This is a genomic window from Streptomyces iranensis (assembly GCF_017874715.1).
Classification (GTDB): Bacteria; Actinomycetota; Actinomycetes; order Streptomycetales; family Streptomycetaceae; genus Streptomyces; species Streptomyces iranensis.
In genome coordinates this window covers 194,384-218,146 of record NZ_JAGGLR010000015.1, presented here as the reverse complement: position 1 = coordinate 218,146, position 23,763 = coordinate 194,384, and the positions used below count along the sequence as shown (strand labels likewise).

Below are 23,763 nucleotides of genomic sequence, written 5' to 3'. Positions count from 1 at the left end.
CTACTGCTCCTGCTCCTGCTCCTGCTCCCGTTCCTGCTCCCGCTCCCGCTCCCGCTCCCGCTCCCGCTCCCGCTCCCCAGGCTCAGACCAGGCGGCGGGCCGTCGCCCAGCGGGTCAGCTCATGCCGGTTGGAGAGCTGGAGCTTGCGGAGCACCGCCGAGACATGGCTCTCGACCGTCTTCACCGAGATGAACAGCTGCTTGGCGATCTCCTTGTAGGCGTAACCGCGCGCGATCAGGCGCAGCACCTCGCGCTCGCGCTGGGTGAGCCGGTCCAGGTCCTCGTCCACGGGCGGGGCGTCGGTGGAGGCGAAGGCGTCGAGGACGAAACCGGCGAGGCGCGGGGAGAAGACCGCGTCGCCCTCGGAGACCCGGAAGATCGCGTCCACGAGATCGGTGCCGGTGATGGTCTTGGTCACATAGCCGCGGGCGCCGCCGCGGATGACGCCGATGACGTCCTCGGCGGCGTCCGAGACGGACAGCGCGAGGAAGCGCACCGGGCGGTCCTGGTCGGCCATCAGCGAGGCGCTGCGGCGCAGCACCTCGACGCCGCCCCCGCCGGGGAGGTGGACGTCCAGCAGCACGACCTCGGGGCGGGTCGCGGTGATCACGGTCACGGCCTGGTCGACGTCGGCCGCCTCGCCGACCACCTCGACGCCGGTCCGGGCCGTCTCCCCGATCTCGGCCTGTACCCCGGTGCGGAACATGCGGTGGTCGTCCACGAGCACCACGCGCACCCGCCGCGCCGCCCCGGCGTCGTCCGACCCGGAGCCCCCGGCTCCCGCCGGGCCGGGCGCGGCGCCCGGCACACGCTGCGCCCCGGGGCCGCTCGTCGCGTTCGTACCGCCCGTAGCGTCGGTCATGTCGTCGCCGCCCTCTCCATCTCCAGCTCCACTTCCGTGCCCCCGTCCGGCACGGATCTCAGCCGCGCCGTGCCGCCGTTCCGCTGCATCCGGCCGATGATCGATTCGCGTACGCCCATCCGGTCCTCCGGCACCGCGTCCACGTCGAAGCCGGGGCCGCGGTCGCGCACGGAGATGAACACCGTGGCCCCCTCGACCTCGGCGAAGACCTGGACGGCCCCGCCGTCGCCACCGTACTTGGCCGCGTTGACCATCGCCTCGCGCGCCGCCTGTATCTGTGCGCCCAGTTTCTCGTCCAGGGGGCAGTCGCCGACCACCACCACCTCGATCGGGACGCCGTGGTGGTCCTCGACCTCCGCCGCCGTCTTCTTCACCGCCTCCGCCAGGGTGTCCGGCTCCTCGGCCTCGTCCTTGCCCGTGCCCTCCGGCCGGTAGAGCCACGCGCGCAGCTCCCGCTCCTGGGCGCGGGCGAGGCGGGCGACCTCGCGGGGGTCCTCCGCGCTGCGCTGGATCAGGGTGAGGGTGTGCAGCACGGAGTCATGGACGTGGGCCGCCACCTCCGCCCGCTCCTGCGCGCGGATGCGCATCAGCCGTTCCTCGGAGAGGTCCTGCGTCATCCGCACCACATACGGGCCCACCAGCAGCGCGATGCCGACAAGGACAGCCAGGGCCGCCTGCAGCACGGCCCCCAGATGCTTGGCCGAGCCCTGGAGGACGACGATCCCGGACACCCCGGCGGCCACCAGCACGACCCCCGTGGCGCCACGGGCCAGCGGCAGGACCCGCTTGCTGCGGCTGAGCTCGACCCACTGGGCGCGGCGGGCGTTGTCCGCCTGGCGCCAGAAGAGGGCGGCGCCCGCGCCGATGAGGAGGAGTGGCCAGATGTAGGTATTGGCGCGGCCGAGGTGGAAACCCTGGACGAAGATCCCCATGCCGACGAGAAGGGCGACCAGGGCGATGATCTGGCCCCGCTCCGGCCTGCGGGCCAGGATCCGGCGGCGGCCGTCGGGGCCCACGGCGGTGAGCGGACGGCCGGTGGTCGTCTCCACGCCGCCGACGCCGAGCGGGACGATGAACCAGAAGAGCGCGTAGACGAGCGCGCCGAACCCCTCCGCCATGAACAGCGCGATGAAGACGATCCGCACCCAGGCGACCGGCAGCCCGAGATGCCCCGCGAGCCCGCGCGCCACACCGCCGAGGAGGCGGCCCTCGGCACTGCGGTAGAGCTTGCGCGGGGGTGGCTCGGGGGCCGTGGGGGGCACTGCGGCGGTCATGGCTCGATCGTCACACGCCCGGCCGACAACGGGCATCAGGGTCGCCCCTGATCGTTCCCCGACCTGCGGCCCGGAGGCCGGGAACCAGAGACCGGGGGCCAGGGCCCGGGGACCGCCGCGCTCAGGGGTCGCCGGGCCCCGGGGTCCGGCCGCCGTCACCCCGCGGCAGCGCCCGCGGCCCCCTCAGTCGTCCGGCGTCGCCCTGCCCGACCGGCGGCGGAACGCGTACGTGAGGGCCGAGGTCAGGGCCGCGACGCAGAGGCCGCACAGGAGGGCCGGAAGGGCGATCTCCGGGCGGACGTCCCACTCCCCGGCCGCGTCCATCCCGTACGCGGCGGCCACGCCCAGGATCACCAGCCCGGCCACCAGCTTGCCCGGCTCGAACGGATGGCGGGACCGGTCGGGGGCCGCGTGCCCCAGCGGGTGACCGCGCGAGTGGTCGGCCCGATGACCGAACCGATGACCGAACGAACGGCGCCTCATGAGCGCTTCACCTCCACCGCACCCAGCCCCATCTCCAGCTTCAGCGAGACCGTGCCCTCGGCCTTGCCGCCGCCCACCGGCTCCAGGGTGAGCTTGCGCTCCCGGCCCGGTCCGATGTCGACGTTGTGCTTGTCCCGCTTCGCGCCCGGCAGCCAGATGTCGCCGATCCCGACCTCGATGTCCAGCCTCACCCGGGCGTCGCGCGGGACCGTCACGGCCAGTTTGCCCGCGCCCATCTCCACCCGGCTGGAGACGGAGCTGCCCGCTTTCAGGGGCAGCCGGTCCAGCTTCAACTCGGCGACGCCGCCGCCCAGCTCATAGCCGTCGCGCAGCGACGCCACGGAGGTCGGGGCCCAGGTGCGCCGGGCCCAGTCGGGGGTGACGGCATCGGGGAGGGCGGCCGCGCCCGCCAGCAGCGCGCTCGTCAGCAGCGCGAGGAACACCGTGCCGCCGCCGGCCCGCCCCCAGCGGGAGCTGATGACGAGGGCGAGCCCGAAGACGCCCAGCGCGCAGGCGAACCCGATCTCGAGGCTGGTGCCCAGCGGCTGCGAGGACCATCCCGCCCGCGCCCCCACCACGGCGGCGGCGACCGCCACCAGGAAGGCCCAGCCGCCGATGGAGGCCCGGTCCGGCACCCGGCGGGCCCGCTCCGCCTTCGCCTCCCGCTTGTCGTACGGGCCGTCGTCCGGCCCCCACAGATAGCCGGTCCGCGACCCGGCCCCGGCGCCGAGCGGCCCGGTCGTACCGTCCTTGACGATCGGGTCGCGCCACCAGGAGGGGCCGGGGCCGCCGCGCGTGGGCGGCGCCTTGGTCTCCGGCGGCGCGTCGGCGACGGCCTGGGCCGTGGCCGCGTCCACCGCGCCCACGCTCTCCGCCTGCCGCCGGTGGTGCGACCAATAGCCCGCACCGGCCGCCGCGAGGGCGAGCATGAACGAGAAGTACATGACGCCGCCGTTGTTGACCATCGACAGGAAGAGCCCACAGCCCACCAGCGCCACCAGCACCGCCGTCAGCCCTGGGCCCTCGACCCGGCCCGAGAGCAGTCTGCGCCCCTCGTTCTCGTCCTCGCCGTGGAACGGGATCAGCAGCCAGCAGAACCCGTACACGATCAGACCGAGGCCGCCCGCGACGGCCAGCACCGACAGCACCACCCGGAAGATCACCGGGTCCAGATCGCAGTAGCGGCCGAGCCCTCCGCAGACCCCCGAGATCACCTTATGGTCACGACTGCGCCGAAGGGGCGTCTGTGACAGGCGGGAACCGGACGCGGCCTCGGCCTCGTCCGCCACGGTGGGTGCTTCGGTCATGCGTCCATGGTGACAACAGGGCCGTACTCGCGACATCCGGCATGCCCCTAGGTCTTCCCTGAGATCTCCCCGGGGGTCACGGCGGCTATCGTGTCGCATCGAACGTGTGCGGGAGGGGAGAGCGGTGTCGGACGAAGGCCACCTGATAGCCGGACGTTACCGCCTGGTCGAGAAGATCGGCCGTGGTGGCATGGGCGAGGTGTGGCGCGCGGAGGACGAACTGCTGGGCCGCCAGGTCGCGGTCAAGCAGCTCTATGTCTCTCCGCACCTAGCCGATGACGAGCTGACGACCCTGCACGAACGCACTCGCCGCGAGGCGCGCAGCGCGGCCCGCATCACCCACCCCAACGTGGTCGTGGTCCATGACGTGGTGGACCACCACGGACTGCCGTGCATCGTCATGGAGTACGTGCCCTCCACGACCCTCGCCGACCTGCTGAAGGACGGCGGACGCGTCTCGCCGGACGAGGCCGCCCGCATCGGCCGCGGCATGATCGCCGCGCTGCGGGCCGCGCACGCGGCCGGGGTGCTGCACCGGGACGTCAAGCCAGGCAATGTGCTGCTCGGCCCCGAAGGCCGGGTCGTGCTCACGGACTTCGGCATCGCCATGGCCACCGGCACCTCGACGCTGACCAAGACCGGCGAGGTCGTCGGCTCCATCGACTACATCGCGCCCGAGCGGGTCAGGGGCCGCAAGCCCGGCCCCGCGTCGGACCTCTGGGCGCTGGGGGCGACGCTCTATCAGGCGGTCGAGGGGCGGCCGCCGTTCCGCAAGGCCACGGCGATCGAGACGGGTTACGCGATCGCCGTGGATCCGCTGGACCCGCCCATACGTGCGGGCGCGCTGACCCCGTTGATCGAGAGCCTGCTGGCCAAGGAGCCCGAGCTGCGGCCCACGGCCGAGGAGACCGAACGGACCCTGCGGCTCCCGGCCTCGGAGCCCGAGACGACATCGCTGCAGACCCCGCCGCTCGATACGACCACCAAGAATCCGCCCCTCGACGCGACCATGAACCTGTCGACGCGGCGGGAGCCCGGTACGGGCACGGACCGGGCCACGGGCACGGACGCGCACGCCGCGCCGAACGCGCCCACGACACCGACCCCGTATCAACACACGACCCACACACCGAGCACTCCGCACAACGCGATGAGCGCTCCGCACAACCCGCTGAACGCTTCGCACACTCCGAGCACACCGCACGCGTCGGACCCACGGTTTCCCTCGCACCCCCCGGGCACCGGGAACACACCCGGCTCACAGCACACCCCGCCCACGCCCACGCCGTTCACCGCCTCGACGCCGTCCATGACCGCCCAGACGCCGGTGACCCCGCCCGCCCCCGCTCCGGCGCGCAAGAGCCGTAAGGGGGTGTGGACCGCCGCGGCGACGTCCCTGGCGGTCGTGGCCGTGGCGGGCGGCATCTATGTGTTCGGCCTCGACCACGACAACGGCGGGGGGAACGGCGGGGGGTCCTCCGCCACGGGCAAGCCGTCGGCCGCCCCGACCAGGCCGTACAACGCGCCGTCCGGCTACCACATCGTCACCGAGAAGAAGTTCGGCTTCTCCCTCCCCATCCCCGACGGCTGGACCCGCCAGGAGCAGAACGACCCCGACGGCAACACGGTCGACCGCACCCAGGAGGTCCGCTACCTCGACCCCAACGGGCTGGCCGGTTTCAGGATCAACGTCCTGGACTTCGCCTCCGGCAACCAGGTCCAGCACTTCGAGGACCTCGAGGTCGCGTTCAAGGACAAGAGCGAGTACCCGATCTACGAGCGGCTGCGGCTGCAGGAGACGAAGTACCAGGGCATGCCCGCCGCGATCTGGGAGTTCAAATTCCGCGGCGAGGTCCGGATGTTCCGCGCGATCGACCTCGGCTTCGGCAATGAGGGCGACAAGGAGTACGCGATCTACCTGAGCGCCCCGGACGCGGACTGGAGCACCTACCGGCCGATCTTCGACGAGGTACGGAACGGCTTCCGCATCATCAAATGACGGGGCAAGACCCGGGGGCACGGGCACGCCCCGCGTGAAGAGGCGCGCCCCGTGAAGAGACGCGCCTCCCGTGAGAGCCGCGAGCTATGCGAAGAGCCGCGAGCCGTGCGAAGAACCGCGAGCCGTGCGAAGAACCGCGAGCTATGTGAAGAGCTGCGAGCCCTGACGGCGCCGGCGCCGGGAGATGACGACGTCCAGGGAGAGATACGGCGCCCCGGCCAGCACCAGCGGCAGCCACGCCATCAGATAGGCCAGGTCGTTGCCGTAGTAGTACGGGTCCGACTGCCAGCTGACGGTGAGCCACAGGCTCAGCGAGATCAGCGCGCCGCCGAAGGCGGCCAGGCGGGAGAGGAGGCCCACCAGGATGCCGAGGCCGACGGCCAGTTCGCCGTAGGCCATCGCGTAGCCGAAGGCGGTGGGGTCCTTGAGGGCCTGGTCGACCAGCCACGGCACGGCCGAGGTGTCCCGCACCTGGCGCATCAGCTCGCCGATCGAGCCCGAGCCCGAGTCGGACAGGAAGGCCGAGTCGGTGAGCTTGTCGATTCCGGCGTAGAGGAAGGTGACGCCGAGGAAGATCCGCAGCGGCAGCAGCGCGTAACGGCCGGCGGTGGCTCTGATCCCCATGGGCTGCTGCTGCCCGCCTATACCGCTCACGCCACCCATCCCGCCCATACCGTGCACGCTCCCGCCGCTGCCCGCCGTACCCGAACCGGCCATACGATCCGCGTGTCTCATGCCGCCCGCCTCTCCCGTCACCCCGCCGTTTGGTTGCGTGTTCGACGAAACCATACGGAGCGGCCGGCCGGAACGACTCAGTCCATAACATCGATGGGATAGCGGTTGGTCTCCGCCCCCGAGGCCGTCACGACCTGCACATCCACCCGGCCCGGCTCCACGTCCACCGGGACCGGCACGGTGAGCGCGGTGTCCGTGGGGCTGCTGAAGCCCCCGGCCACCGGGACCAGCGGGACATGGACGTGCACCGTGCCGATGCGGACCATCAGCTTGGCCAGCCGGTCCGGGTCCTGGGCGCCCGGCGGGACGAAGCCGCTGCCGCGGACCTCGATGTCGTCGCCGGTGCGGATCGGGGCGTCGCGGTCGATGGCGCCCTCCTCGGGGAGGGCCCGTACGACGGACAGCACGGTCGGGCGGCCGCCCTCCGCGTACTTCCCGGTCAGGTACATCACCACCGACACGGCCGCCAGCAGCGCCAGGCCCCACGGCACATCGGGCAGCCGCCACGGCTCGCGGGCGAGGCGGACCGCGGTGAAGGCGAGGGCCACGGTGTGGACGACGACGTACTGCACATCGGCGAAGCTGCCGCGGCCCGCGTCGTCGGTCAGCAGATCGGCGGCGCGCGGGCGCACGGCCCGCACCTTCTGGAGCCGCTGCGCCCGCACCCGGGCCGCCACGACGAGCCGCGCCAGCACCGCGGCCGCACACGCCAGCGCGGCGACCGTAAGGAGCCCGGCGGTGTGGCCGAGGGCGAGCCCGTCGGTCAGCCGCTGCCGGTCGCCGGGGGCCACGGCCAGCTCGACGCCGAGCACCAGCACCGCGAAGACCGCGATCAGCAGCCAGGCGGCGGCGACGGTACGGGAGGTGGAGAGGCGGTTGTCCTCGCCGACGAGCGGGGCGAGCGGGCCGCCGTCCGCGCGGTGCAGCCGGGCGGCGAGAGTCAGCAGCGCGGCGGTGACCACGGCGGCGGTGAGCCCGGCCGTCCGCGCGACCGACCAGCCCGCGCCGATCGCCGTGGCCAACTGGCCGATCAGCAGCGCCCCGGCCGCGCCCCACACCACGAACACCGTGCGCAGCCACACCCGGTGGCGCCAGGCCGAGGTCTCGGCGCGGCCGCTGTCGGCCATCGAGCGGGCCGCGTGGGCCAGCTCGTCCGAGACCCACTGCCGGGACGCCCCGGCCGAGTGGGCGAGAGCCTTTGGAAGGCCCTCTCCGGCCGCGAAACGCTCCCGTAGGGCCACGAACGTGGCCACGGCCCTCCGGTGGCCCTCACGGGCCCCCTGAGGGCATTCACAGCCCTTGTGGCCGTGCGGGTGCCCATGAGGGTGCTGGCCTTCTGCCGTCGTGGCGTTCTCCGCCTGCTCCACCGCCACGCGGGTCGCTCCGTCGTTCACTCGTTCCGTACGGGACCGCGGGTTCGCACGGCACCGCTCAACTGACATGTGTTGAGAGGGGATTGTGCCGCACCGCGGAGGGTGTCAGCTCAGCAGGTCCGGCTCATCGCGGGTGATCTGCAGATACAGAGGTTGATAGTTGATCCACGCCACAAGATCGTTTCCCAGCTGCTCACGCGTCCGCATCGCGTCGGCGTAGTCGATGGGCACCGGCTTGCCCGACGCCTTCGCGGTCAGCTGCACCTGGGCGGCCCGCTCCATCGTGATGAACCACCACGCGGCCGCGTCGACCGAGTCCCCGACCGTCAGCAGACCGCGATTGCGCAGGATGAGGGCCTTGTGGCCGCCGAGCGCGGCGGCGATCGCGCGCCCCTCGTCCTCGTCCACGACGACCCCCGTGGTGCCCCCGTAGACCGCGTGGTCCTCGAAGAACGCGCAGACCTCCTGGGTGATCGGCTCCAGCGGCTCGCCGAGCGCGGCCAGCGCGCGGCCGTGCACCGAGCGGCTGTGCGCGACGGCCACGACGTCCGGCCGCGCCTGATGCACGGAAGAGTGAACGACAAAGGCCGCCTGGTTGACGTGGGCGCGCCCCTCGACCACCTGGCCCGCCTGATTGACGAGGAGCAGATCGCTCACGGTGATGTGGCCGAAGGGCATGCCGAACGGATTCACCCAGTAGCAGTCGGTGAACTCCGGGTCCCGCACGGTGATGTGGCCCGCGACCCCCTCCTCGTACCCGAACCGCCCGAACAGGCGCAGCGCCGCGGCCAGCCGCTCCTTGCGATAGCGGCGCTCGTCATGGGGCGAGGTGTGCTGCGGGGGCATGGTGAACCGCAGTTGGTCGGTCGGTATCGGGGTGGGGGTCTGCGGCTGGTTCGTCATCGGCAGCTCCGCTCCTCTGGTGTGCTGGAGCGGAAGCTACCTCTGGGTATCGCAGGAGGCCAGAGTCAGGACGGTGCGGGGCGGGCCTCGGCGCGGGCCGGTCACTCCCACTCGATGGTGCCGGGCGGCTTGCTGGTGATGTCCAGCACCACTCGGTTCACCTGGTCCACCTCGTTGGTGATGCGGGTGGAGATCCGCGACAGCACGTCGTACGGCAGCCGCGACCAGTCCGCCGTCATCGCGTCCTCCGAGGAGACCGGGCGCAGCACGATCGGGTGGCCGTAGGTGCGGCCGTCGCCCTGGACGCCGACCGAGCGGACATCGGCGAGCAGGACCACCGGACACTGCCAGATGTCGCGGTCCAGACCGGCGGCGGTCAGCTCCTCGCGGGCGATGGCGTCGGCCTCGCGCAGCAGGTCCAGGCGCTCCTTGGTGACCTCGCCGACGATACGGATGCCCAGGCCCGGCCCCGGGAAGGGCTGGCGGTGGACGATCTCGTCCGGCAGGCCGAGCTCCTGCCCGACCATCCGCACCTCGTCCTTGAACAGCCGGCGCAGTGGCTCGACCAGCTGGAACTCGATGTCGTCGGGCAGCCCTCCCACATTGTGGTGGGACTTGATGTTGGCGGCGCCGGTGCCGCCGCCGGACTCCACCACATCGGGGTAGAGGGTGCCCTGGACCAGGAACTCCACGTCCTCACCGGCCGCGCCCGCCTCGGCCACCAGCTCGGCCTGCGCCTGCTCGAAGACCCGGATGAACTCCCGGCCGATGATCTTCCGCTTCTCCTCGGGGTCGGACACCCCGGCGAGCGCGGCAAGGAACCGCTCCTCGGCCTCGACGACCTTCAGCTGCACTCCGGTGGCCGCCACGAAGTCCTTCTCGACCTGCTCGGACTCGCCCTTGCGCATCAGCCCATGGTCCACGTAGACGCAGGTCAGCTGGTCGCCGATGGCCTTCTGGACGAGGGCGGCGGCCACGGCGGAGTCCACACCGCCGGACAGCCCGCAGATCGCGCGCTTGGTGCCGACCTGCTCCCGGATCGCGGCCACGGACTCCTCGACCACATTGGTGGTGGTCCAGGTGGGCTCCAGGCCGGCGCCCCGGTAGAGGAAGTGCTCCAGCACCTGCTGGCCGTGGGTGGAGTGCATCACCTCGGGGTGGTGCTGCACGCCGTACAGCCTGCGCTCGTCGCATTCGAAGGCCGCGACCGGCACCACGTCGGTGGACGCGGTGACGGTGAAGCCCTCGGGGGCCTGGGAGCAGGCGTCGCCGTGCGACATCCACACCTGCTGCTCGTCGGGGGTGCCCGCGAAGAGCGTCGAGCCCTGCTTGGTGACGGTGAGCGCCGTACGGCCGTACTCCCGCGCCCCGGTGTTGTCCACGGTGCCGCCGAGCGCCTTGGCCATCAGCTGGAAGCCGTAGCACATGCCGAAGACGGGGACGCCCGCCTCGAAGAGCGCGCGGTCGAGCGTGGGCGCGCCCTCGGCGTAGACCGACGAGGGGCCGCCGGAGAGGATGATCGCCTTGGGGTTCTTGGCGAGCATCTCGGCAACCGGCATGGTGGACGGAACGATCTCGCTGTAGACCCGGGCCTCACGGACCCTGCGGGCGATGAGCTGGGCGTACTGCGCGCCGAAGTCGACGACCAGGACGGTGTCGGGGGCGGCAGCAGGGGACGCTGATGGCACTTCGGCGGCCTTCCGGCGGTGGTGGCGTGCGATGGAACATGACTGCGGTGGAACATGACTGCGGCGGGGCCACGGCTTCGGGGCGGGACCACAGGTTTGGACTTTCGATTCTAACGGGCCCATAATCGACGCCATGTCCACGCACATGACCTTCGTCTTTACCTATGGCACCGGCCCGTCCGGCTGCCATGGTCGTGCTGCGTAAACACTGACAGCGACTTCCCAGGCGCCCCGGGCCGGCAAGGCCCGGGGCGTTCTGTCTTCTCTCCGGGTCTCGACCGGACTCCAGGGCTCCGCGACCCGGACCAGGAGATACGGACATGAGCAGCAGCGTTTCGGCCACAGAGGCCGCCAATGTGATCGGCACCGCGCGGGAGCGGATCGACGCCCTCGACGGGCAGATCCTCGATCTCGTCCGGGAGCGGATGGCCGTCTCGGCCACCGTCCAGGAGGCACGGATCGCGGCGGGCGGGCGGCGGGTGCACCTCTCCCGCGAGATGGAGATCCTCGACCGCTACCGGCAGCGGCTGGGCAAGCCCGGCACGACGCTCGCCATGACGCTGCTGGAGCTGTGCCGGGGCCGGGTCTGATCCCTGGCCGGGTCTGATCCCTCCGCCCTCGCGGCCACGGGCAGGCCTTCACCGTCCGGGATGAGCCCTTGACGCGGACCGGGGCCGGGGGTCACGGGCAGGCGAAGGGCCCCGGGAGCGCCCGAACGGGGCGGGCGCCCCCGGGGCCCTAGGCGGTCAGCACCGGCGTCAGGGCAGCGCCGGTGCTGAGATGCGGCGCCGGGGGGTTGCGCCGCTGGCTTATGGGGCCCGTATGTCAGGGGTGTCTGAACGGCGTACGCCCGCGTGGTCGGACCAATGTCGGGGTGTGACCGGGGGCGTTTTCCCTCTCAGCATCGTGGTGGATGCGGAGCGCCGGGCGCAACCGTTTCGACCGGATACGGTCGGCCCCAGGCGTCCCCGGGGCCGACCGCCCTTAGGTGGTGACCGGGCTGCTGTCCCCTGCCGACCGGTCACCTCGCCGAAGCGAGGTCCCACGACGGGCCGCCTGAATCACCACAGGGGCCGCGTCTCATCGCTGCGGCGGATCTGAGCCACGCGTGGATTTTCCGGGCCGCTCCTGGCTGGCGCGGCACCGGGCACAACGAGCCCGCGCGCGGGCCGGTCACGCGCCGTACGGGTGATGACGTGGGAGGCAGGGCGCCCAGCGCGGATTCTGTGACCATTCTGTGAGCAACTGTGAAGGCAACCTTTCAGCCATTCGCCTGGTCATGTACGTGCAAACGCAGGGCCATACCCGCGCCCCACCGCGACGGCCTCCCACACGCGTATCGCCCACCCCGGCGATGCGTACGGACCCAGAGAGGTCTTCATGAAGCTTCGCCGCGCCCTGGCGGCCGCCGCAGCGACGGCCGCCATAGCCCCCGCCGCGCTTCTCGCGGCCCCCGCTGCCTTCGCGGAGACGCCGAGCGAGAGCCCGTCGCCGTCCGCCTCCGACACCGTGACGCCGTCCCCGGAGGACCCGGCGCCGTCGGAGACCCCGACCGACGATGCCACGCCGACCACCCCGGCGCCGTCCACGAGCGCCACCCAGGCTCCGACCCCCGGCGACCCCTCCGGCACTCCCTCGTCCACCCCGACCGAGACCGCCACCCCGACCCCGACCCCGACCTCGACCGAGGGACCGGGCGAGGGCGAGTGCGCGGACGACGGGGACTACAACGAGGACCCGGAGCTCAGCACGACCCTGGTCGGCCTGCCGTCGAAGGTCGTGGCGGGCAGCGGCTTCCACGGCTTCAAGTTCCAGGTGAAGAACGAGTCGGACCGCGCCTACCAGCGGGTCGACTTCGGGGTCTTCGCGGGCACGGTGCACGAGTCCGCCCCGGACGGGACGGGCAAGTACCTGACGCTGCAGTACAAGGACCCCGAGTCCGGCGCCTGGAAGGCGATCTCCACCGACGAGAGCGACCCGGGCTCCGGCTACGTCGGCTACACCGATGTGCGCCCCCACGAGACCCTTACGGTCGACCTCCGGCTGAGCGTCGCCAAGAGCGCGCCCGAGGGCTTCGGCTACGCCATCAGCGTCGGCGTGTACGCGGACGACGAGGGCAACTGCGTCTACTCGACCGGTGAGTACTACGAGTTCGACGTGCTGAAGGCGGGTTCGACGCCGGGCGATGTGCCGCCGGCCGACCCGAAGCCGCAGGGTGGCAAGAAGCCGCTGCCGCACAAGCCGAAGGGCGACACGGAGATCAGCCCGCAGGGCAGCCTGGCCGAAACGGGTTCCTCCTCCGCGCTGCCGATGATCGCCGTGATCGGCGGTGTGGCGATGGCCGCGGGCGGTGGCGCGGTCTTCGTGGTCCGTCGCCGTCGCGCCACGGTCTGACGGTCCTCGCGACGGTTCCGAGGGGTGCCGTACGGGCTGGTCTCCGGCCCGTACGGCACCCCGGCGGTCAGGCGGGCGGCGGAGCCCGTACGGCGCCCCGGCGCTCAACTGCCCGGCGCTCAGGGGCGCGGCGGGACCTTCGGCACCGGCAGCAGCGGGAGCCTCAGCGCCCCGAAGGCGTCCGCCGGTACGGCGGGGCTGCGCGGCGGGACGGGCCGCAGGCGCTCGTACGGCGCCTCCGGGGCCGGACGCGGGTCGGACTCGCCCTTGTTGGGCCAGAGGGACATCGCCCGCTCGGCCTGCGCCGTGATGGTCAGGGACGGGTTGACGCCCAGATTGGCCGAGACGGCGGCGCCGTCGACCACATGGATGCCCGGATGGCCGTAGAGCCGGTGGTACGGATCGATGACGCCCTCCTCCGGGGACGCCCCGATCGGGCAGCCGCCGAGGAAGTGGGCGGTCAGCGGGGTGCCCATGAGCTCTCCGACATTGCTGCCCGCGAAGCCGTTGATCGAGTCGGCGATGTGGCGGGCGGCCTCGGCGCCCTCGGGGATGTGGTCGGGGTTGGGCTCGCCGTGGCCCTGGCGGGCGGTGAGCAGCCCCTTCCCCGGTCCCTTCGGCTTGCGGTAGGTGGTCAGCGAGTTGTCGTGCGTCTGCATGACGAGGCCGATGATGGTCCGCTCCGACCAGCGGCGGTTGGACAGCGAGCGCACGGCCAGGGTGGGATGCCGGAGGTTGGCGCCCAGGAAGCGCAGCCAGCGCGGAACACGCCCGCCGTGCGGGATCTGCAGGATGGAGAGCATCCCCATCGCGTTGGAGCCCTTGCCGTAGCGGACGGGCTCGATATGGGTGTTCTCGTCCGGGTGGATGGACGAGGTGATCGCGACGCCCCGGGTGAAGTCCGCCCGCCCCTCCCCGCCCCGCGCGCGGCGGTAGCGGCGGTCGGTGGTCTGCGCGCCCACCAGGGCCTCGGAGTTGGTGCGGGTGAGGACGCCGAGCCGCTCCGAGAGGCGCGGCAGCAGCCCCTTGTCCCGCATCGTGTGCAGCAGCGTCTGGGTGCCGTAGGTACCGGCGGCGAGGACGACGTACCGGGAGCGCAGCGCCTTCGGCTTGCCCTTACGGCGGTTGTCGGTCGGGACGGTGGTGACCGTACAGCCGCCGTGGGGGTCGTCGCACAGGGCGACGACGGTGGTCATCGGGTGGACCACGGCTCCGGCCCGCTCGGCGAGGTGGAGATAGTTCTCGTTGAGCGTGTTCTTGGCGCCGTGGCGGCAGCCGGTCATGCACTCACCGCACTCCGTGCACGCCTTACGGGACGGGCCCGCGCCGCCGAAGTACGGATCGGGAACGGGCCCGCCCGGCGCGGCCTTCGTGGTGCCGTCGGCGTCGTGGCCGTCCCCGAAGAAGACCCCCACGGGCGCCATATGGAAGGTGTCGCCCACGCCCATCTTCTCGGCGGCCGCCTTGAGGTGGACATCGGACGGGGTGAGGGTGTGGTTGAGGCGCGCCCCGAGCATCCGCCGCGCCTGGTCGTAGTACGGGCTCAGCTCCTCCCGCCAGTCGGTGATGTGCCCCCACTGGCGGTCCCGGAAGAACGACTCGGGCGGTACGTAGAGGGTGTTGGCGTAGTTGAGCGAGCCGCCCCCGACCCCGGCGCCCGCCAGCACCATGACCTTGCCCAGGACATGGATGCGCTGGATGCCGAAGCAGCCGAGGGCCGGGGCCCAGAGGTAGTTGCGGAGGTCCCAGGAGCTCTTGGGCAGGGTTTCGGGGGTGAACCGGCGGCCCGCCTCGAGGACGCCGACCCGATAGCCCTTCTCGGTCAGGCGCAGGGCCGACACCGATCCGCCGAATCCCGAGCCGATCACGATCACGTCGTAGTCGAAGTCACCGTCGTCGGCGAAGTCCTCGTCGTGGCCGGGCTCTCGCACCCGCTTTTGGGCAGACTTCTCCCCTGACACTGGTACCTCCATTGAAATGTGCTGGTCAGCGCAGGCGCAGTGCCTTGAGCGCACGCAGGCTGCGGGTCATGAAGTCCGCGTATTTCTCGTCCGTCATCCCGAAGGCCGGGCCGAGCGGCATCAGCCGCTGCTGGGCGACCGTCTGCGGTTCGGTGAACCTGAGGATGCCCTCGGAGCCATGGCGGCGGCCGAGGCCGGAGTCGCCCATGCCGCCCATGGGCGACGCGACGCTGCCAAAGGCGGCGGCGTAGCTCTCGTTCAGGTTGACGGTGCCCGCGCGCAGCCGGGTGGCGATCGCGCGGCCGCGCCGGGAGTCCTTGGTCCAGACACTGGCGTTCAGACCGTAGGACGTCGCGTTGGCGCGCTCGACGGCCTCGTCCTCGTCGCGGAAGCGGTAGACGGAGACGACCGGGCCGAAGGTCTCCTCGGTGCAGACGGCCATCGGGGACTCCACGCCGTCCAGGATCGTCGGCTCGTAGAAGTACGGGCCGATGTCGGGGCGGGCGCGGCCGCCGGCGAGCACCGTGGCGCCCTTGGAGACGGCCTCGTCCACATGGCGGGTGACGGTCTCCAGCTGGCGCTCCGAGACGAGCGAGCCCATCTCCGCCCCGTACGCGAGGGCGGTGCCGAGCCGCATGGCCTTCGTACGGGCCGCGAAGCGCTCCAGGAAGTCGTCCGCGATCGACTCGTGGACGTACAGCCGCTCCATGGAGATGCACAGCTGCCCGGCGGAGGCGAAGCTGCCGCGCACCGCGCCGTCGACCGCGCGGGCGAGGTCGGCGTCGCGCAGCACCAGCATGGCGTTCTTACCGCCGAGTTCGAGGGAGCAGCCCACCAGGCGGGCGGCGGCGGCCTGGGCCACCTCGCGGCCGGTGCGGGTGGAACCGGTGAACGCGACGTAGTCGGCGCGCTCGACCACTGCGGGACCCACCACCGGGCCGTCCCCGATCGCGATCTGCCACACCCCGGCCGGAAGTCCGGCCTCGACCATGAGCTCGCGCGCCCACAGGGCGGACAGCGCGGTCTCGGTGTCGGGCTTCATCACCACGGCGTTGCCCGCCACGAAGGCGGGGATCGCATCGCCCACGGAGAGCTGGAGGGGGTAGTTCCAGGGCGCTATGAGGCCCACGACCCCGCGCGGCTGGCGCAGTTCGGTGACCTTGGTGAGGGTGGGCACCGCGCCCAGATGCCCCTTGGGGCGCAGATACGCGGGCGCCTTACGGCCGTAATGGCGGGCCACGATGGCGACGCCCTGGACCTCCTCCTGGGCGTGCAGCCGGGTCTTGCCGGTCTCCAGCTGGATCAGGTCCAGGATCTCCGGCTGGCGGCGCAGCAGCAGGTCGTGGAAGCGCAGGAGGACGGCGGCGCGCCGCCGGACGGGCGTCGCGGCCCAGGCCCGCTGGGCGGCGCGGGCGTTCTCAAAGGCGGTGGCGACGTCCTCGGGGGTGGACTCGGGCAGGGCGGCGGCGAGGACTTCCCCGGTGAACGGGGTGTGGCTGACGGTGGTGCCGCTGCCGCCGACGCCCCGGGTGAGCCGGGTGACCAGCTCGGGAGTGACGACGTCGGCGGCGGTGCGGATGCCTTCGGGGGCGACCGGGTTGCCGACGCCGCCCTGCGTGATGTGCGAGTCCGTCATGGGGGCGAGGGTAGGCCCGCCCGACGGCTTTGGGTACCCGGCGGTAACAACTTTCACCCCGTGGCCCCGGGCGGACCCGTCCAACTCCCTCAGAGCTTGTCGATCTTCAGATTCCGCACGACCCGCTCGTAGAGCTCCTCGCCGTCCCTCTGGGCGTCGCCGTTGGCGGGCATGGAGACCGTCAGATCCCAGGCGACCTTGGCCTTGTTGACGTAGAGGTGATCGCGCTTCACATACCGGATGGGGTTCTTGTTGCTGCTGGTGCCGTACGGCAGATAGGAGGTGGTGACGTCCCGCGCCTCCTTCCCCTGCTGCTTCGACCCGGCCTTCTCGCTCTTGGCCTCCTCGACCGTCGCCCCGCCGCCGTCCTTGTAGAAGGCCACGATCTGGTCCGCCGCCGCGTCGAGGTCCGCGGGGTCGTTCTCGCCGTCGGGGGTGGACCGCCGCAGGGAGACGCTGAAGACACCACTGGGGTCGTAATACGTGACCACCGGGTTGTCCGAGTCGCTGTCGTCCTGGACCCGCCGGTACTCGCCCGGCACGGCCAGGGACGCGCCCACGACATCGCGCTCCTCCCGGACCGTCCAGCCCGACGGCAGCCCCTCACTGGAGAACGGCTTCATGATCGTGAGCACCAGGGCGGCCGCCACCACCAGCACCAGACCGCCAAGACCGAGCTGCGCCTTACGGTTCTTGTGCAGGATCGGCGGCACGAAGCGGCTGCCCGCGGACTGCCCGCCGCCCGGCGGGTATCCGGCCGTGGCGAGCATGGTGGGCACCGACTGCGGCTCCCGCGCCGCCGCCGCCAGGGCCTGCCGCACCTCGGGCACCGCCGGGCGCGTCGCCGGGTCCTTGCGCAGCAGTTGCATGATCAGCGTGGCGAGCGGGCCGGTGGCCCGCGCGGGGACCTGCGGTTCGGAGCCGAGCACGGCCTGGAGGGTCGCGGGGGCGTGGGAGCGGCGGAACGGCGACATGCCCTCGACGGCCGCGTACAGCACGACGCCGAGCGACCACAGGTCGGACTCCGGCCCCGGCCGCTGGCCCAGCACCCGCTCGGGCGCGATGAACTCGGGCGAGCCGACGAAGCCACCCGTCTCGGTGAGCCCCTGCTCACCCTCGATCTGCGCGATGCCGAAGTCGGTGAGCACCACCCGGTCGCTCCGGCCGAGCAGCACATTGTCCGGCTTCACATCGCGGTGCAGCACGCCCGCCTCATGGGCCGCCGCCAGCGCGCCGAGCACGGCGAGGCCGATCCGGGCCGCCTCGCGCGGATCCAGCGTGCCCTCCGTCAGCCGGTCGCCCAGCGACTGGCCGCGCACCAGCTCCATCACGATCCAGGGGCGGCCGTTCTCCACCACCACGTCGTGGACGGTGACGACGGAGGGGTGGTCGATCCGCGCCGCGGCGCGCGCCTCGCGCTCCATCCGCTGATAGACGGTCTGCCGCTCGCGCTCGGGGAGATGGTCGGGAACGCGCGGCTCCTTGACCGCGACATCGCGGTCCACGATCTGGTCGTGCGCCCGCCAGACGGTGCCCATACCGCCGTGGCCGAGGCGGGAGACGAGCTGATAGCGGCCGCCGATGAGCCGCCCGCTGCTCGGGTCCTGCGCGGCGGGCCGGTCTCCGGCGGGCGCCGCTTCGCCAGGCCGCTGTCCGGCGGGCGGCTGGGCGCCGCCGCGCGGATCGGCGAACCGCGTCGGCTCGTACGCGCCCCGCGACGGCCCCGCCGCCCCGGCCGCGGCCTCCTGGCCCGGCCGCTGGGCCCCCTGGAACCGCTGGGCTCCCTGGGGCGCCTCATGTGCCTCGGGCGCTTCATGTGCCTCGGGCGCCTCGGGTGGCGGCTGCGGCGCCGGCACCGGGGCGGCCGGAGCGTGCGGTGGCCGCAGGCTGTAGCTGGTGGGCTCGTTCGCCCGTCCCCCGTCGTTCGTCATGCGCCCATCATTACCCGGTCGGCGGCACCGCTGTGGAGGCGCCGTGGGCGCTCGTGACAAAGCCGTTGCGACGTCATTCAGTTCGCCGCGCCGGGGCGCGTGAACGTGGCGGCGGCGGTGTCGAAATGCCGCTTGCCCAGGGATTTCTCACCCACGGGGGCGGATAGCCACAGGTCGTACATTTTGCCGTCTTCGTTCCAGCTCAGGTCGTATGTCTGCCGTGAGCCGCCGTCGTCGGCCGAGCCGTTCCAGATGAACGCCCACAGGGCGGCGGGGCGGCCGTTGTGCTCGGTCTCGATGACCTGGCCGCTGCGGTAGCCCGGATAGTCCTGCGGGCCCTTGGCGTCCGCCTTACGGCTGAGCCCGAGCGGGCCCTCGGGGCTCTGCTCCTGAACGTGGATCCCGATCCGGAACTCCATACCGGGCGAGTTGTAGTAGACCCGGGGCGCCTTGTACTCGCGGGCGAACCCCTCGGGCACGGCGAGCGAGAAGCCGACCGGGTCCTTGACCAGCTCATAGCCCTCGGGAATCCGGTCCGACGGGTTCGCCGTGGACTCGGAGTCCTTCACGGGCCGCTGCGGCGCCTTCTCGGGGGCGCTCGGGCCCCGCGAACTCCCCTTGTCGGCGCTCTGACTCGTACGCCCGCCCAGCGCCGCGTCGCCGTCACCGCCCCCGTCGTCCAGCAGCGCCACGACGCCCGCGGCCACACCGGCGAGCGCGACCACCGCCGCGGCCGCCATAAGGACGGCACGGCGACGCCCGCCACGGCCGGAACGGGACCGGGCGGCGGGGGCGGCCGGGGCGGCCACGGGGGCGGAGGCGGCCGGGTGCGCGGAAGCGGGGAACGGCGCGGGGGAGGACACCGGAGACACCGGGGGCGGCGCGGGTACGGAGGCCGACGAACCACGGCCGTCCCGCCCGAACGGCACGCTGGGCTGGGTCGGGGTGTACTCCAGCGGGATCTCCGGAGTGTCGCCCACCTCCTGGGCCATCAGCAGCATCCGCTCGACCTCGTCGGCGCTCAGCCGCTCCTCCGGAGCCCGCCGCAGCAGCCCCTCGACGACCGGCGTCAGGGGCCCTGCCGCCTCCGGCACGGGGATCTCGTCGAAGACGACGGCGTGCAGCACCCCGGCCAGCGACTCGCGGTGGAACGGGGATTCACCGCCCACCAGCGTGCAGAGCAGCACCCCGAGCGACCACAGGTCCGACTCCGGCCCGGTCCGCCGCCCCGACATCCGCTCCGGCGCGGTGTATTCGGGCGAGCCCACGAACGAACCGGTCTCGGTGATCGTGGTGGACCCGGTGACCTGCGCGATCCCGAAGTCCGTCAGCACGACCCGGCCGGTGCCCGACTCCACCAGCACATTCGCCGGCTTGATGTCGCGGTGCAGCACCCCGCGCATATGCGCGGCGCGCAACGCGCCCAGCAGCGCGGCCGCGATCCGCCCCGCCTCACGCGCCCCGACGGGACCTTCCGCGCCCAGCCGGTCGGCGAGCGAGCACCCGTCGACCAGCTCCATGACGATCCAGGCGCAGTCGTCCTCCTCGATCACGTCGTGGAGGACGATCACGTTCGGATGCTTGATCTGTGCGACGGTCCGGGCCTCGCGCAGGGTGCGCTCACCGCGCAACTGCGAGTCGAAGGCCGTGAGCCCCTCGTCCACATGGAGTTCCTTGACCGCGACATCGCGGCCCAGCAACTCGTCGACGGCCCGCCAGACCGTGCCCATTCCGCCGCGTCCGAGCCGTGTGGCCAACCGGTAGCGGTTGGCGATCAGACGGCCCTCTCCCCCGGTACCCATGGGCTCATCTTGCCTCACGACACCGAGGCCCTCGAACACCGGACCACCAACCCGCCCGCACGGGCGATTGAGTCCGGGCGTGCCATACGGAAGTCTAGGATCCGCCGATGTTAAAGGGGCGGACCGCGGCCGCCCCTTATCGGGCACCTTCGCGCTTCCGGCCCCTGAGGTCTTCCGGCCGGGGGCACCTCCCAGCGGTAGCTGGGGGCGAGCCGAAGGGGCGCGTCGCTGTCGAAAGGGAGTCGCGCGCAGGGAGCGAGGACTGCGATCGACATGCGGCTCCGCCGCGTGGGCGACCGAGCACGTCGACCGTCGACAGGGGGCACCTCCCAGCGGTAGCTGGGGGAGGCTGAAGCGCCCCGGAGGCGAACCGAGCCTCAAAAAAGTGGGCCGCCCCGCAGCGGGGGTCCACGGGGCGGCCAGTCAGAGGGGGACGGGAAGGGTCAGCCAGTGACCTTCCACGTCCGGGAGCCGCTGAGCAGCTTGCGCAGGGCCGGGTCCTTCACCGCACTCGTGGCGTCCGTCGCCTTCGCGGTGACCTTGTGGGTCGTCCCGTCGCTCGGGACACCCAGCGACGCCGGGGTCACGCTCGTCCTGCCGTTCGCGGCGGTGACCTCCGCCCCATCCACGTACCACTTCAGCGACGCGCCCTCGGGCACGTCCACCTCGATGCCGGCCGACCGTTTGACGGCCGTCGCGGTGGCCGTACGGCTGCTGAGCGCGCTGGCGTGGCTGTAGAAGCCCGCGATCATCGCCTCGCGGCCGGGGAGGCTGAACTCCCGGCCCAGGGTGCGCATGATCGAGTTGTCGGTGGGGCGGTTGATGCCCTTGGGGTAGTAGCGGCCGCCCTCGTAGGCGCCGACCGTGCCGCCGTCGGGCGAGGTCTGGCCGATCCAGCGGTACCACTTCTTCTGCTGGGCGGTCAGCTGCGCCGCGCTCAGCTTGGTGGCGTTGGACTCGGCGGGCTCGGCGCCCGTGTAGGTGCCGTACTCCGGGTAGAAGTACTCGTCGGCCAGCTTGCCGAGCGAATGGCCGGTCTCGTGGACCGCGATCTGGTCGGAGTCGGCGTGGTCGGAGGCGGCGGTGGCGATGCCGTCATAGCCGACCTGCGAGGTGAGGGTGTAGCCCGCGCCGCCGTACTTGGTGGAGTTGGACAGCACGACCACCAGATCGGCCTGCGGCGCCTTGGCCGCGTACGACTCGACCTTGGCGGTGTCGACGCACAGCAGCCGCTCGATGTCGTCGCACCAGAAGTACGAGCCGAGGGCGGTGTCCTTGACGACGTCCTTGGACGGGTCGCCGGAGACGCCGGACTGGTTGGAGACGGCGTCCACCGTCCAGACGTTGAAGAGGTCCTTGTACGAGGCGTAGGGCTGCACGGCGGACATCTGCTGCCACTTGGAGCGCGCGTCGGAGTGGAAGTCCTCCTGCTGGCCCGCGGTGTAGCCGTCGCCGATGAAGACGACGTCCAGCTTGTCGGCCGTGGTGCCGTTGTCGACGACCGAGCCGACCTGGCCGTCGGCGGCGGCCTCCTTGGCGGACAGGGAGCGCGCCGCGCGGGCCAGCCGCTCGGGAGTGGCGGCCGGGGCCTCGGTGTGGCGGGGGTGGCCGCCGGGGCCGGTGAAGTACTCCACGTCCAGGGCGCGCTGCGACGAGGCGGCGTCAGCGGCGGCGGCCGAGCCGGACGCTCCCGGCGACGCCGTGGCCGGCGCGGTCATGGCCGCGGCCGCCGCCAGGGCGATGCCTCCGGCGACGGCCGCGGTGCGCAGGGGGATGCGGCTGCGTATGCGGCTCCGTATGCGTCTGCGCACGGTGACTCCCGAAGTCCTCGCGATAAGCGGCCAGTTAAGCAGGATTAATTCGCCGCTCAACCTAAGGGGTCCGGGTGTCGGGGGCAATGGGAATTAGGGAAGTGGCTAGGAAATCGGGCACCGCACAACCATGCGGCGCGCTCCTCGCTCAACCCCTCCCCTCCTCCCGCCCAACCCCGCCCGACCTGCCGCTCGGCCGCTCCCCGCTCACCCCCTCCCGTCGCGCGCCAGCCGCAGCAGCCGGTCCAGCACCCGGCGGCCCCCGGCCCGGATCCCGTCGTGCTCGAACTCGTCCGTCACCCAGGTGCGCATGGACCGGATCGCCCGCGCGGTGGCCAGGGAGTGCTCCGTGTCCACGTACAGGTCGTCGTGGTAGATCACGGCGGCCACCGGCACGGTGTTACGGGCCAGCCGCTCGGTGTCGTACAGCGGGCCCCAGCCGGTGCGCGCGGCGAACAGCTCGGCGGTGCGGGCGAGCGGGCGCAGCGCCGCGTGGGTGTCCAGCATCCAGGGGTGCACCGTCTCGCCCGTAAGGAGCACAGGACGGTCCTCCGCGACCGCCTTACCGGCGTCGAACGCGGGGAATTCGGCGCGGACCCGCTCCGCGGCCCAGTCGGTGGCCCGGCCGTCCTGGGCGTAGGTGGACTCCAGCAGGAGGCTGAAGAGCGGAATGGCGGCGCGGGAGAGCACGGCGGCCACCTGCTCGCGGAAGGCGTCGCTCAGCCGCGGCCCGTCGGCGGTGGGCACGAACGCGTCCTCCAGCAGGTAGTGCAGCCGGTGCGAGCCGTCGCCGGCGCCGAGCAGGAAGCCGAGCTGCTGGAGGGCGGGGACGGTGAGCCGGGTCCCGTCCGTCAGGACCTCCTCGTGGTCGGCCAGATGCCGCACCAGGGCCCGGACGGTGTCCGCGTCCCGCGGATAGCGGGCGTAGTGGGCGAGGGTCTTGCGCTCCATCCGCGGATAGGCGGTCCGGTAGACGGCGTCCGCGTCGGTGCCGGGGTCGATCGCGGGCAGCCCGCCGGCCAGCAGCACCGCGTCCAGCCCCTCGGGCGCGTGGGACAGATAGCTCACCGCACAGAAGCCGCCGAAGCTCTGCCCGAGCACGGTCCACGGGCGGTCCCCCATGAGCCGCCGCCGGATCAGCTCACAGTCGCGGACGATCGCGTCGGCGCGGAAGTGGGAGAGGTACTCGGCCTGTTCCCCGGGTCCGCCGCGCAGCGGCAGCGTCTGGCGGTTGGCCGGGGTGGAGCGGCCGGTGCCGCGCTGGTCGAGGAGGAGCACGCGGTATTCGTCCAGCGCGCGGTCCAGCCAGCCGGAGCGGCCCACCGGGCGGTCCGCGCCACAGCCGGGCCCGCCCTGGAGGTAGACCAGCCAGGGGAGCCGCTCGCGCTCGGCGGCGGATTTGCCCGCGGCGACGACCTCTCGTGCGTAAAGCCGGATCAGCTCGCCCTCGGGAGCCTTATGGTCGAGCGGTACGTCGAAGTGATAGTCGGCGAGGAGCAGTTCCGGCTGACGGACGGTCGTCACGGCGCCCGACCCGGTCGGTACCGCTGTGCTTGCCTGCTGCATCCTTCAATCCTCACGTTAAATGGACTTAGCCCGGCGAT

General features: G+C 72.3%; 17 protein-coding genes. 3 read left to right on the top strand and 14 right to left on the bottom strand.

The annotated features are described in order from the left end of the window. Positions 1-82: 82 nt before the first annotated feature. The 4 genes from J2Z30_RS27175 to J2Z30_RS27160 form a co-directional block, all read right to left on the bottom strand. Positions 83-862, bottom strand: coding sequence for a LuxR C-terminal-related transcriptional regulator (locus J2Z30_RS27175; RefSeq protein ID WP_044573806.1), 780 nt, complete (start codon positions 860-862; stop codon positions 83-85). Continuing rightward, positions 859-2,136: an ATP-binding protein gene (locus J2Z30_RS27170; RefSeq protein WP_044573804.1), complete on the bottom strand. Its 1,278-nt coding sequence runs from the start codon at positions 2,134-2,136 to the stop codon at positions 859-861. The genes J2Z30_RS27175 and J2Z30_RS27170 overlap by 4 nt, the downstream gene beginning before the upstream one ends. Positions 2,137-2,319: 183 nt before the next feature. Next, a complete protein-coding gene (locus tag J2Z30_RS27165) occupies positions 2,320-2,619 on the bottom strand; it encodes a hypothetical protein (protein WP_052701509.1) in 300 nt (99 codons plus the stop codon). Continuing rightward, positions 2,616-3,926 carry a PspC domain-containing protein gene (locus tag J2Z30_RS27160; RefSeq protein WP_044573802.1) on the bottom strand — a complete coding sequence of 437 codons (1,311 nt, stop codon included), beginning with the start codon at positions 3,924-3,926 and terminating at the stop codon, positions 2,616-2,618. The genes J2Z30_RS27165 and J2Z30_RS27160 overlap by 4 nt, the downstream gene beginning before the upstream one ends. 124 nt (positions 3,927-4,050) lie before the next feature. Here J2Z30_RS27160 and J2Z30_RS27155 point away from each other — a divergent pair, with 124 nt between their 5' ends. Then, positions 4,051-5,925 (top strand): serine/threonine-protein kinase, encoded by a 1,875-nt coding sequence (locus J2Z30_RS27155; protein WP_044573800.1) that lies wholly within the window; start codon positions 4,051-4,053, stop codon positions 5,923-5,925. A 141-nt stretch (positions 5,926-6,066) separates the two neighbouring features. On the opposite strand, the gene J2Z30_RS27150 is transcribed toward J2Z30_RS27155, so the two are convergent. The 4 genes from J2Z30_RS27150 to guaA all read right to left on the bottom strand — a co-directional run bounded on the left by J2Z30_RS27150 (position 6,067) and on the right by guaA (position 10,624). Next, on the bottom strand, positions 6,067-6,660 hold the full coding sequence (locus tag J2Z30_RS27150) for a DoxX family protein (protein WP_107073344.1): 594 nt from the start codon (positions 6,658-6,660) through the stop codon (positions 6,067-6,069). A 77-nt stretch (positions 6,661-6,737) separates the two neighbouring features. Next, positions 6,738-8,033, bottom strand: coding sequence for a hypothetical protein (locus J2Z30_RS27145; protein ID WP_078957360.1), 1,296 nt, complete (start codon positions 8,031-8,033; stop codon positions 6,738-6,740). 105 nt (positions 8,034-8,138) lie between these two features. Beyond that, the gene (locus J2Z30_RS27140) at positions 8,139-8,936 is read right to left on the bottom strand and encodes a class II aldolase/adducin family protein (protein ID WP_020870576.1); all 798 of its coding nucleotides are present in this window, start codon (positions 8,934-8,936) and stop codon (positions 8,139-8,141) included. Positions 8,937-9,037: 101 nt separating this feature from the next. Then, a complete protein-coding gene (guaA, locus tag J2Z30_RS27135) occupies positions 9,038-10,624 on the bottom strand; it encodes a glutamine-hydrolyzing GMP synthase (protein ID WP_044573790.1) in 1,587 nt (528 codons plus the stop codon). Between the two features lie 320 nt (positions 10,625-10,944). Between guaA and J2Z30_RS27130 the strand changes: the two genes are divergently transcribed. After that, a complete protein-coding gene (locus J2Z30_RS27130; protein ID WP_044573787.1) occupies positions 10,945-11,214 on the top strand; it encodes a chorismate mutase in 270 nt (89 codons plus the stop codon). Positions 11,215-12,004: 790 nt separating this feature from the next. After that, positions 12,005-13,018 carry an LAETG motif-containing sortase-dependent surface protein gene (locus J2Z30_RS27125; protein WP_107073343.1) on the top strand — a complete coding sequence of 338 codons (1,014 nt, stop codon included), beginning with the start codon at positions 12,005-12,007 and terminating at the stop codon, positions 13,016-13,018. Between the two features lie 119 nt (positions 13,019-13,137). Here J2Z30_RS27125 and J2Z30_RS27120 read toward each other — a convergent pair whose 3' ends face one another. The 6 genes from J2Z30_RS27120 to J2Z30_RS27095 form a co-directional block, all read right to left on the bottom strand. Further along, a complete protein-coding gene (locus J2Z30_RS27120; protein WP_078956824.1) occupies positions 13,138-14,979 on the bottom strand; it encodes a GMC oxidoreductase in 1,842 nt (613 codons plus the stop codon). Between the two features lie 25 nt (positions 14,980-15,004). Then, positions 15,005-16,615: a succinic semialdehyde dehydrogenase gene (locus J2Z30_RS27115; RefSeq protein WP_044573781.1), complete on the bottom strand. Its 1,611-nt coding sequence runs from the start codon at positions 16,613-16,615 to the stop codon at positions 15,005-15,007. Between the two features lie 89 nt (positions 16,616-16,704). After that, on the bottom strand, positions 16,705-18,546 hold the full coding sequence (locus tag J2Z30_RS27110) for a serine/threonine-protein kinase (RefSeq protein WP_044573778.1): 1,842 nt from the start codon (positions 18,544-18,546) through the stop codon (positions 16,705-16,707). 77 nt (positions 18,547-18,623) lie between these two features. Next, positions 18,624-20,348, bottom strand: a complete 1,725-nt coding sequence (locus J2Z30_RS27105; RefSeq protein ID WP_044573775.1) for a serine/threonine-protein kinase — start codon at positions 20,346-20,348, stop codon at positions 18,624-18,626. 443 nt (positions 20,349-20,791) lie between these two features. Further along, entirely contained in the window at positions 20,792-22,159 is a 1,368-nt protein-coding gene (locus tag J2Z30_RS27100) for a M64 family metallopeptidase (RefSeq protein WP_107073342.1), read from the bottom strand. A 207-nt stretch (positions 22,160-22,366) separates the two neighbouring features. After that, the gene (locus tag J2Z30_RS27095; protein WP_044573772.1) at positions 22,367-23,725 is read right to left on the bottom strand and encodes an alpha/beta fold hydrolase; all 1,359 of its coding nucleotides are present in this window, start codon (positions 23,723-23,725) and stop codon (positions 22,367-22,369) included. Positions 23,726-23,763: the final 38 nt, after the last annotated feature.

What these genes read in the sequence shown, in the direction of transcription:
- J2Z30_RS27175 (WP_044573806.1), bottom strand. Translation starts at nt 862, where the DNA reads ATGACCGACGCTACGGGCGGTACGAACGCGACGAGCGGCCCCGGGGCG.
- J2Z30_RS27170 (WP_044573804.1), bottom strand. Translation starts at nt 2,136, where the DNA reads ATGACCGCCGCAGTGCCCCCCACGGCCCCCGAGCCACCCCCGCGCAAG.
- J2Z30_RS27165 (WP_052701509.1), bottom strand. Translation starts at nt 2,619, where the DNA reads ATGAGGCGCCGTTCGTTCGGTCATCGGTTCGGTCATCGGGCCGACCAC.
- J2Z30_RS27160 (WP_044573802.1), bottom strand. Translation starts at nt 3,926, where the DNA reads ATGACCGAAGCACCCACCGTGGCGGACGAGGCCGAGGCCGCGTCCGGT.
- J2Z30_RS27150 (WP_107073344.1), bottom strand. Translation starts at nt 6,660, where the DNA reads ATGAGACACGCGGATCGTATGGCCGGTTCGGGTACGGCGGGCAGCGGC.
- J2Z30_RS27140 (WP_020870576.1), bottom strand. Translation starts at nt 8,936, where the DNA reads ATGACGAACCAGCCGCAGACCCCCACCCCGATACCGACCGACCAACTG.
- J2Z30_RS27130 (WP_044573787.1), top strand. Translation starts at nt 10,945, where the DNA reads ATGAGCAGCAGCGTTTCGGCCACAGAGGCCGCCAATGTGATCGGCACC.
- J2Z30_RS27125 (WP_107073343.1), top strand. Translation starts at nt 12,005, where the DNA reads ATGAAGCTTCGCCGCGCCCTGGCGGCCGCCGCAGCGACGGCCGCCATA.
- J2Z30_RS27115 (WP_044573781.1), bottom strand. Translation starts at nt 16,615, where the DNA reads ATGACGGACTCGCACATCACGCAGGGCGGCGTCGGCAACCCGGTCGCC.
- J2Z30_RS27110 (WP_044573778.1), bottom strand. Translation starts at nt 18,546, where the DNA reads ATGACGAACGACGGGGGACGGGCGAACGAGCCCACCAGCTACAGCCTG.
- J2Z30_RS27105 (WP_044573775.1), bottom strand. Translation starts at nt 20,348, where the DNA reads ATGGGTACCGGGGGAGAGGGCCGTCTGATCGCCAACCGCTACCGGTTG.
- J2Z30_RS27095 (WP_044573772.1), bottom strand. Translation starts at nt 23,725, where the DNA reads ATGCAGCAGGCAAGCACAGCGGTACCGACCGGGTCGGGCGCCGTGACG.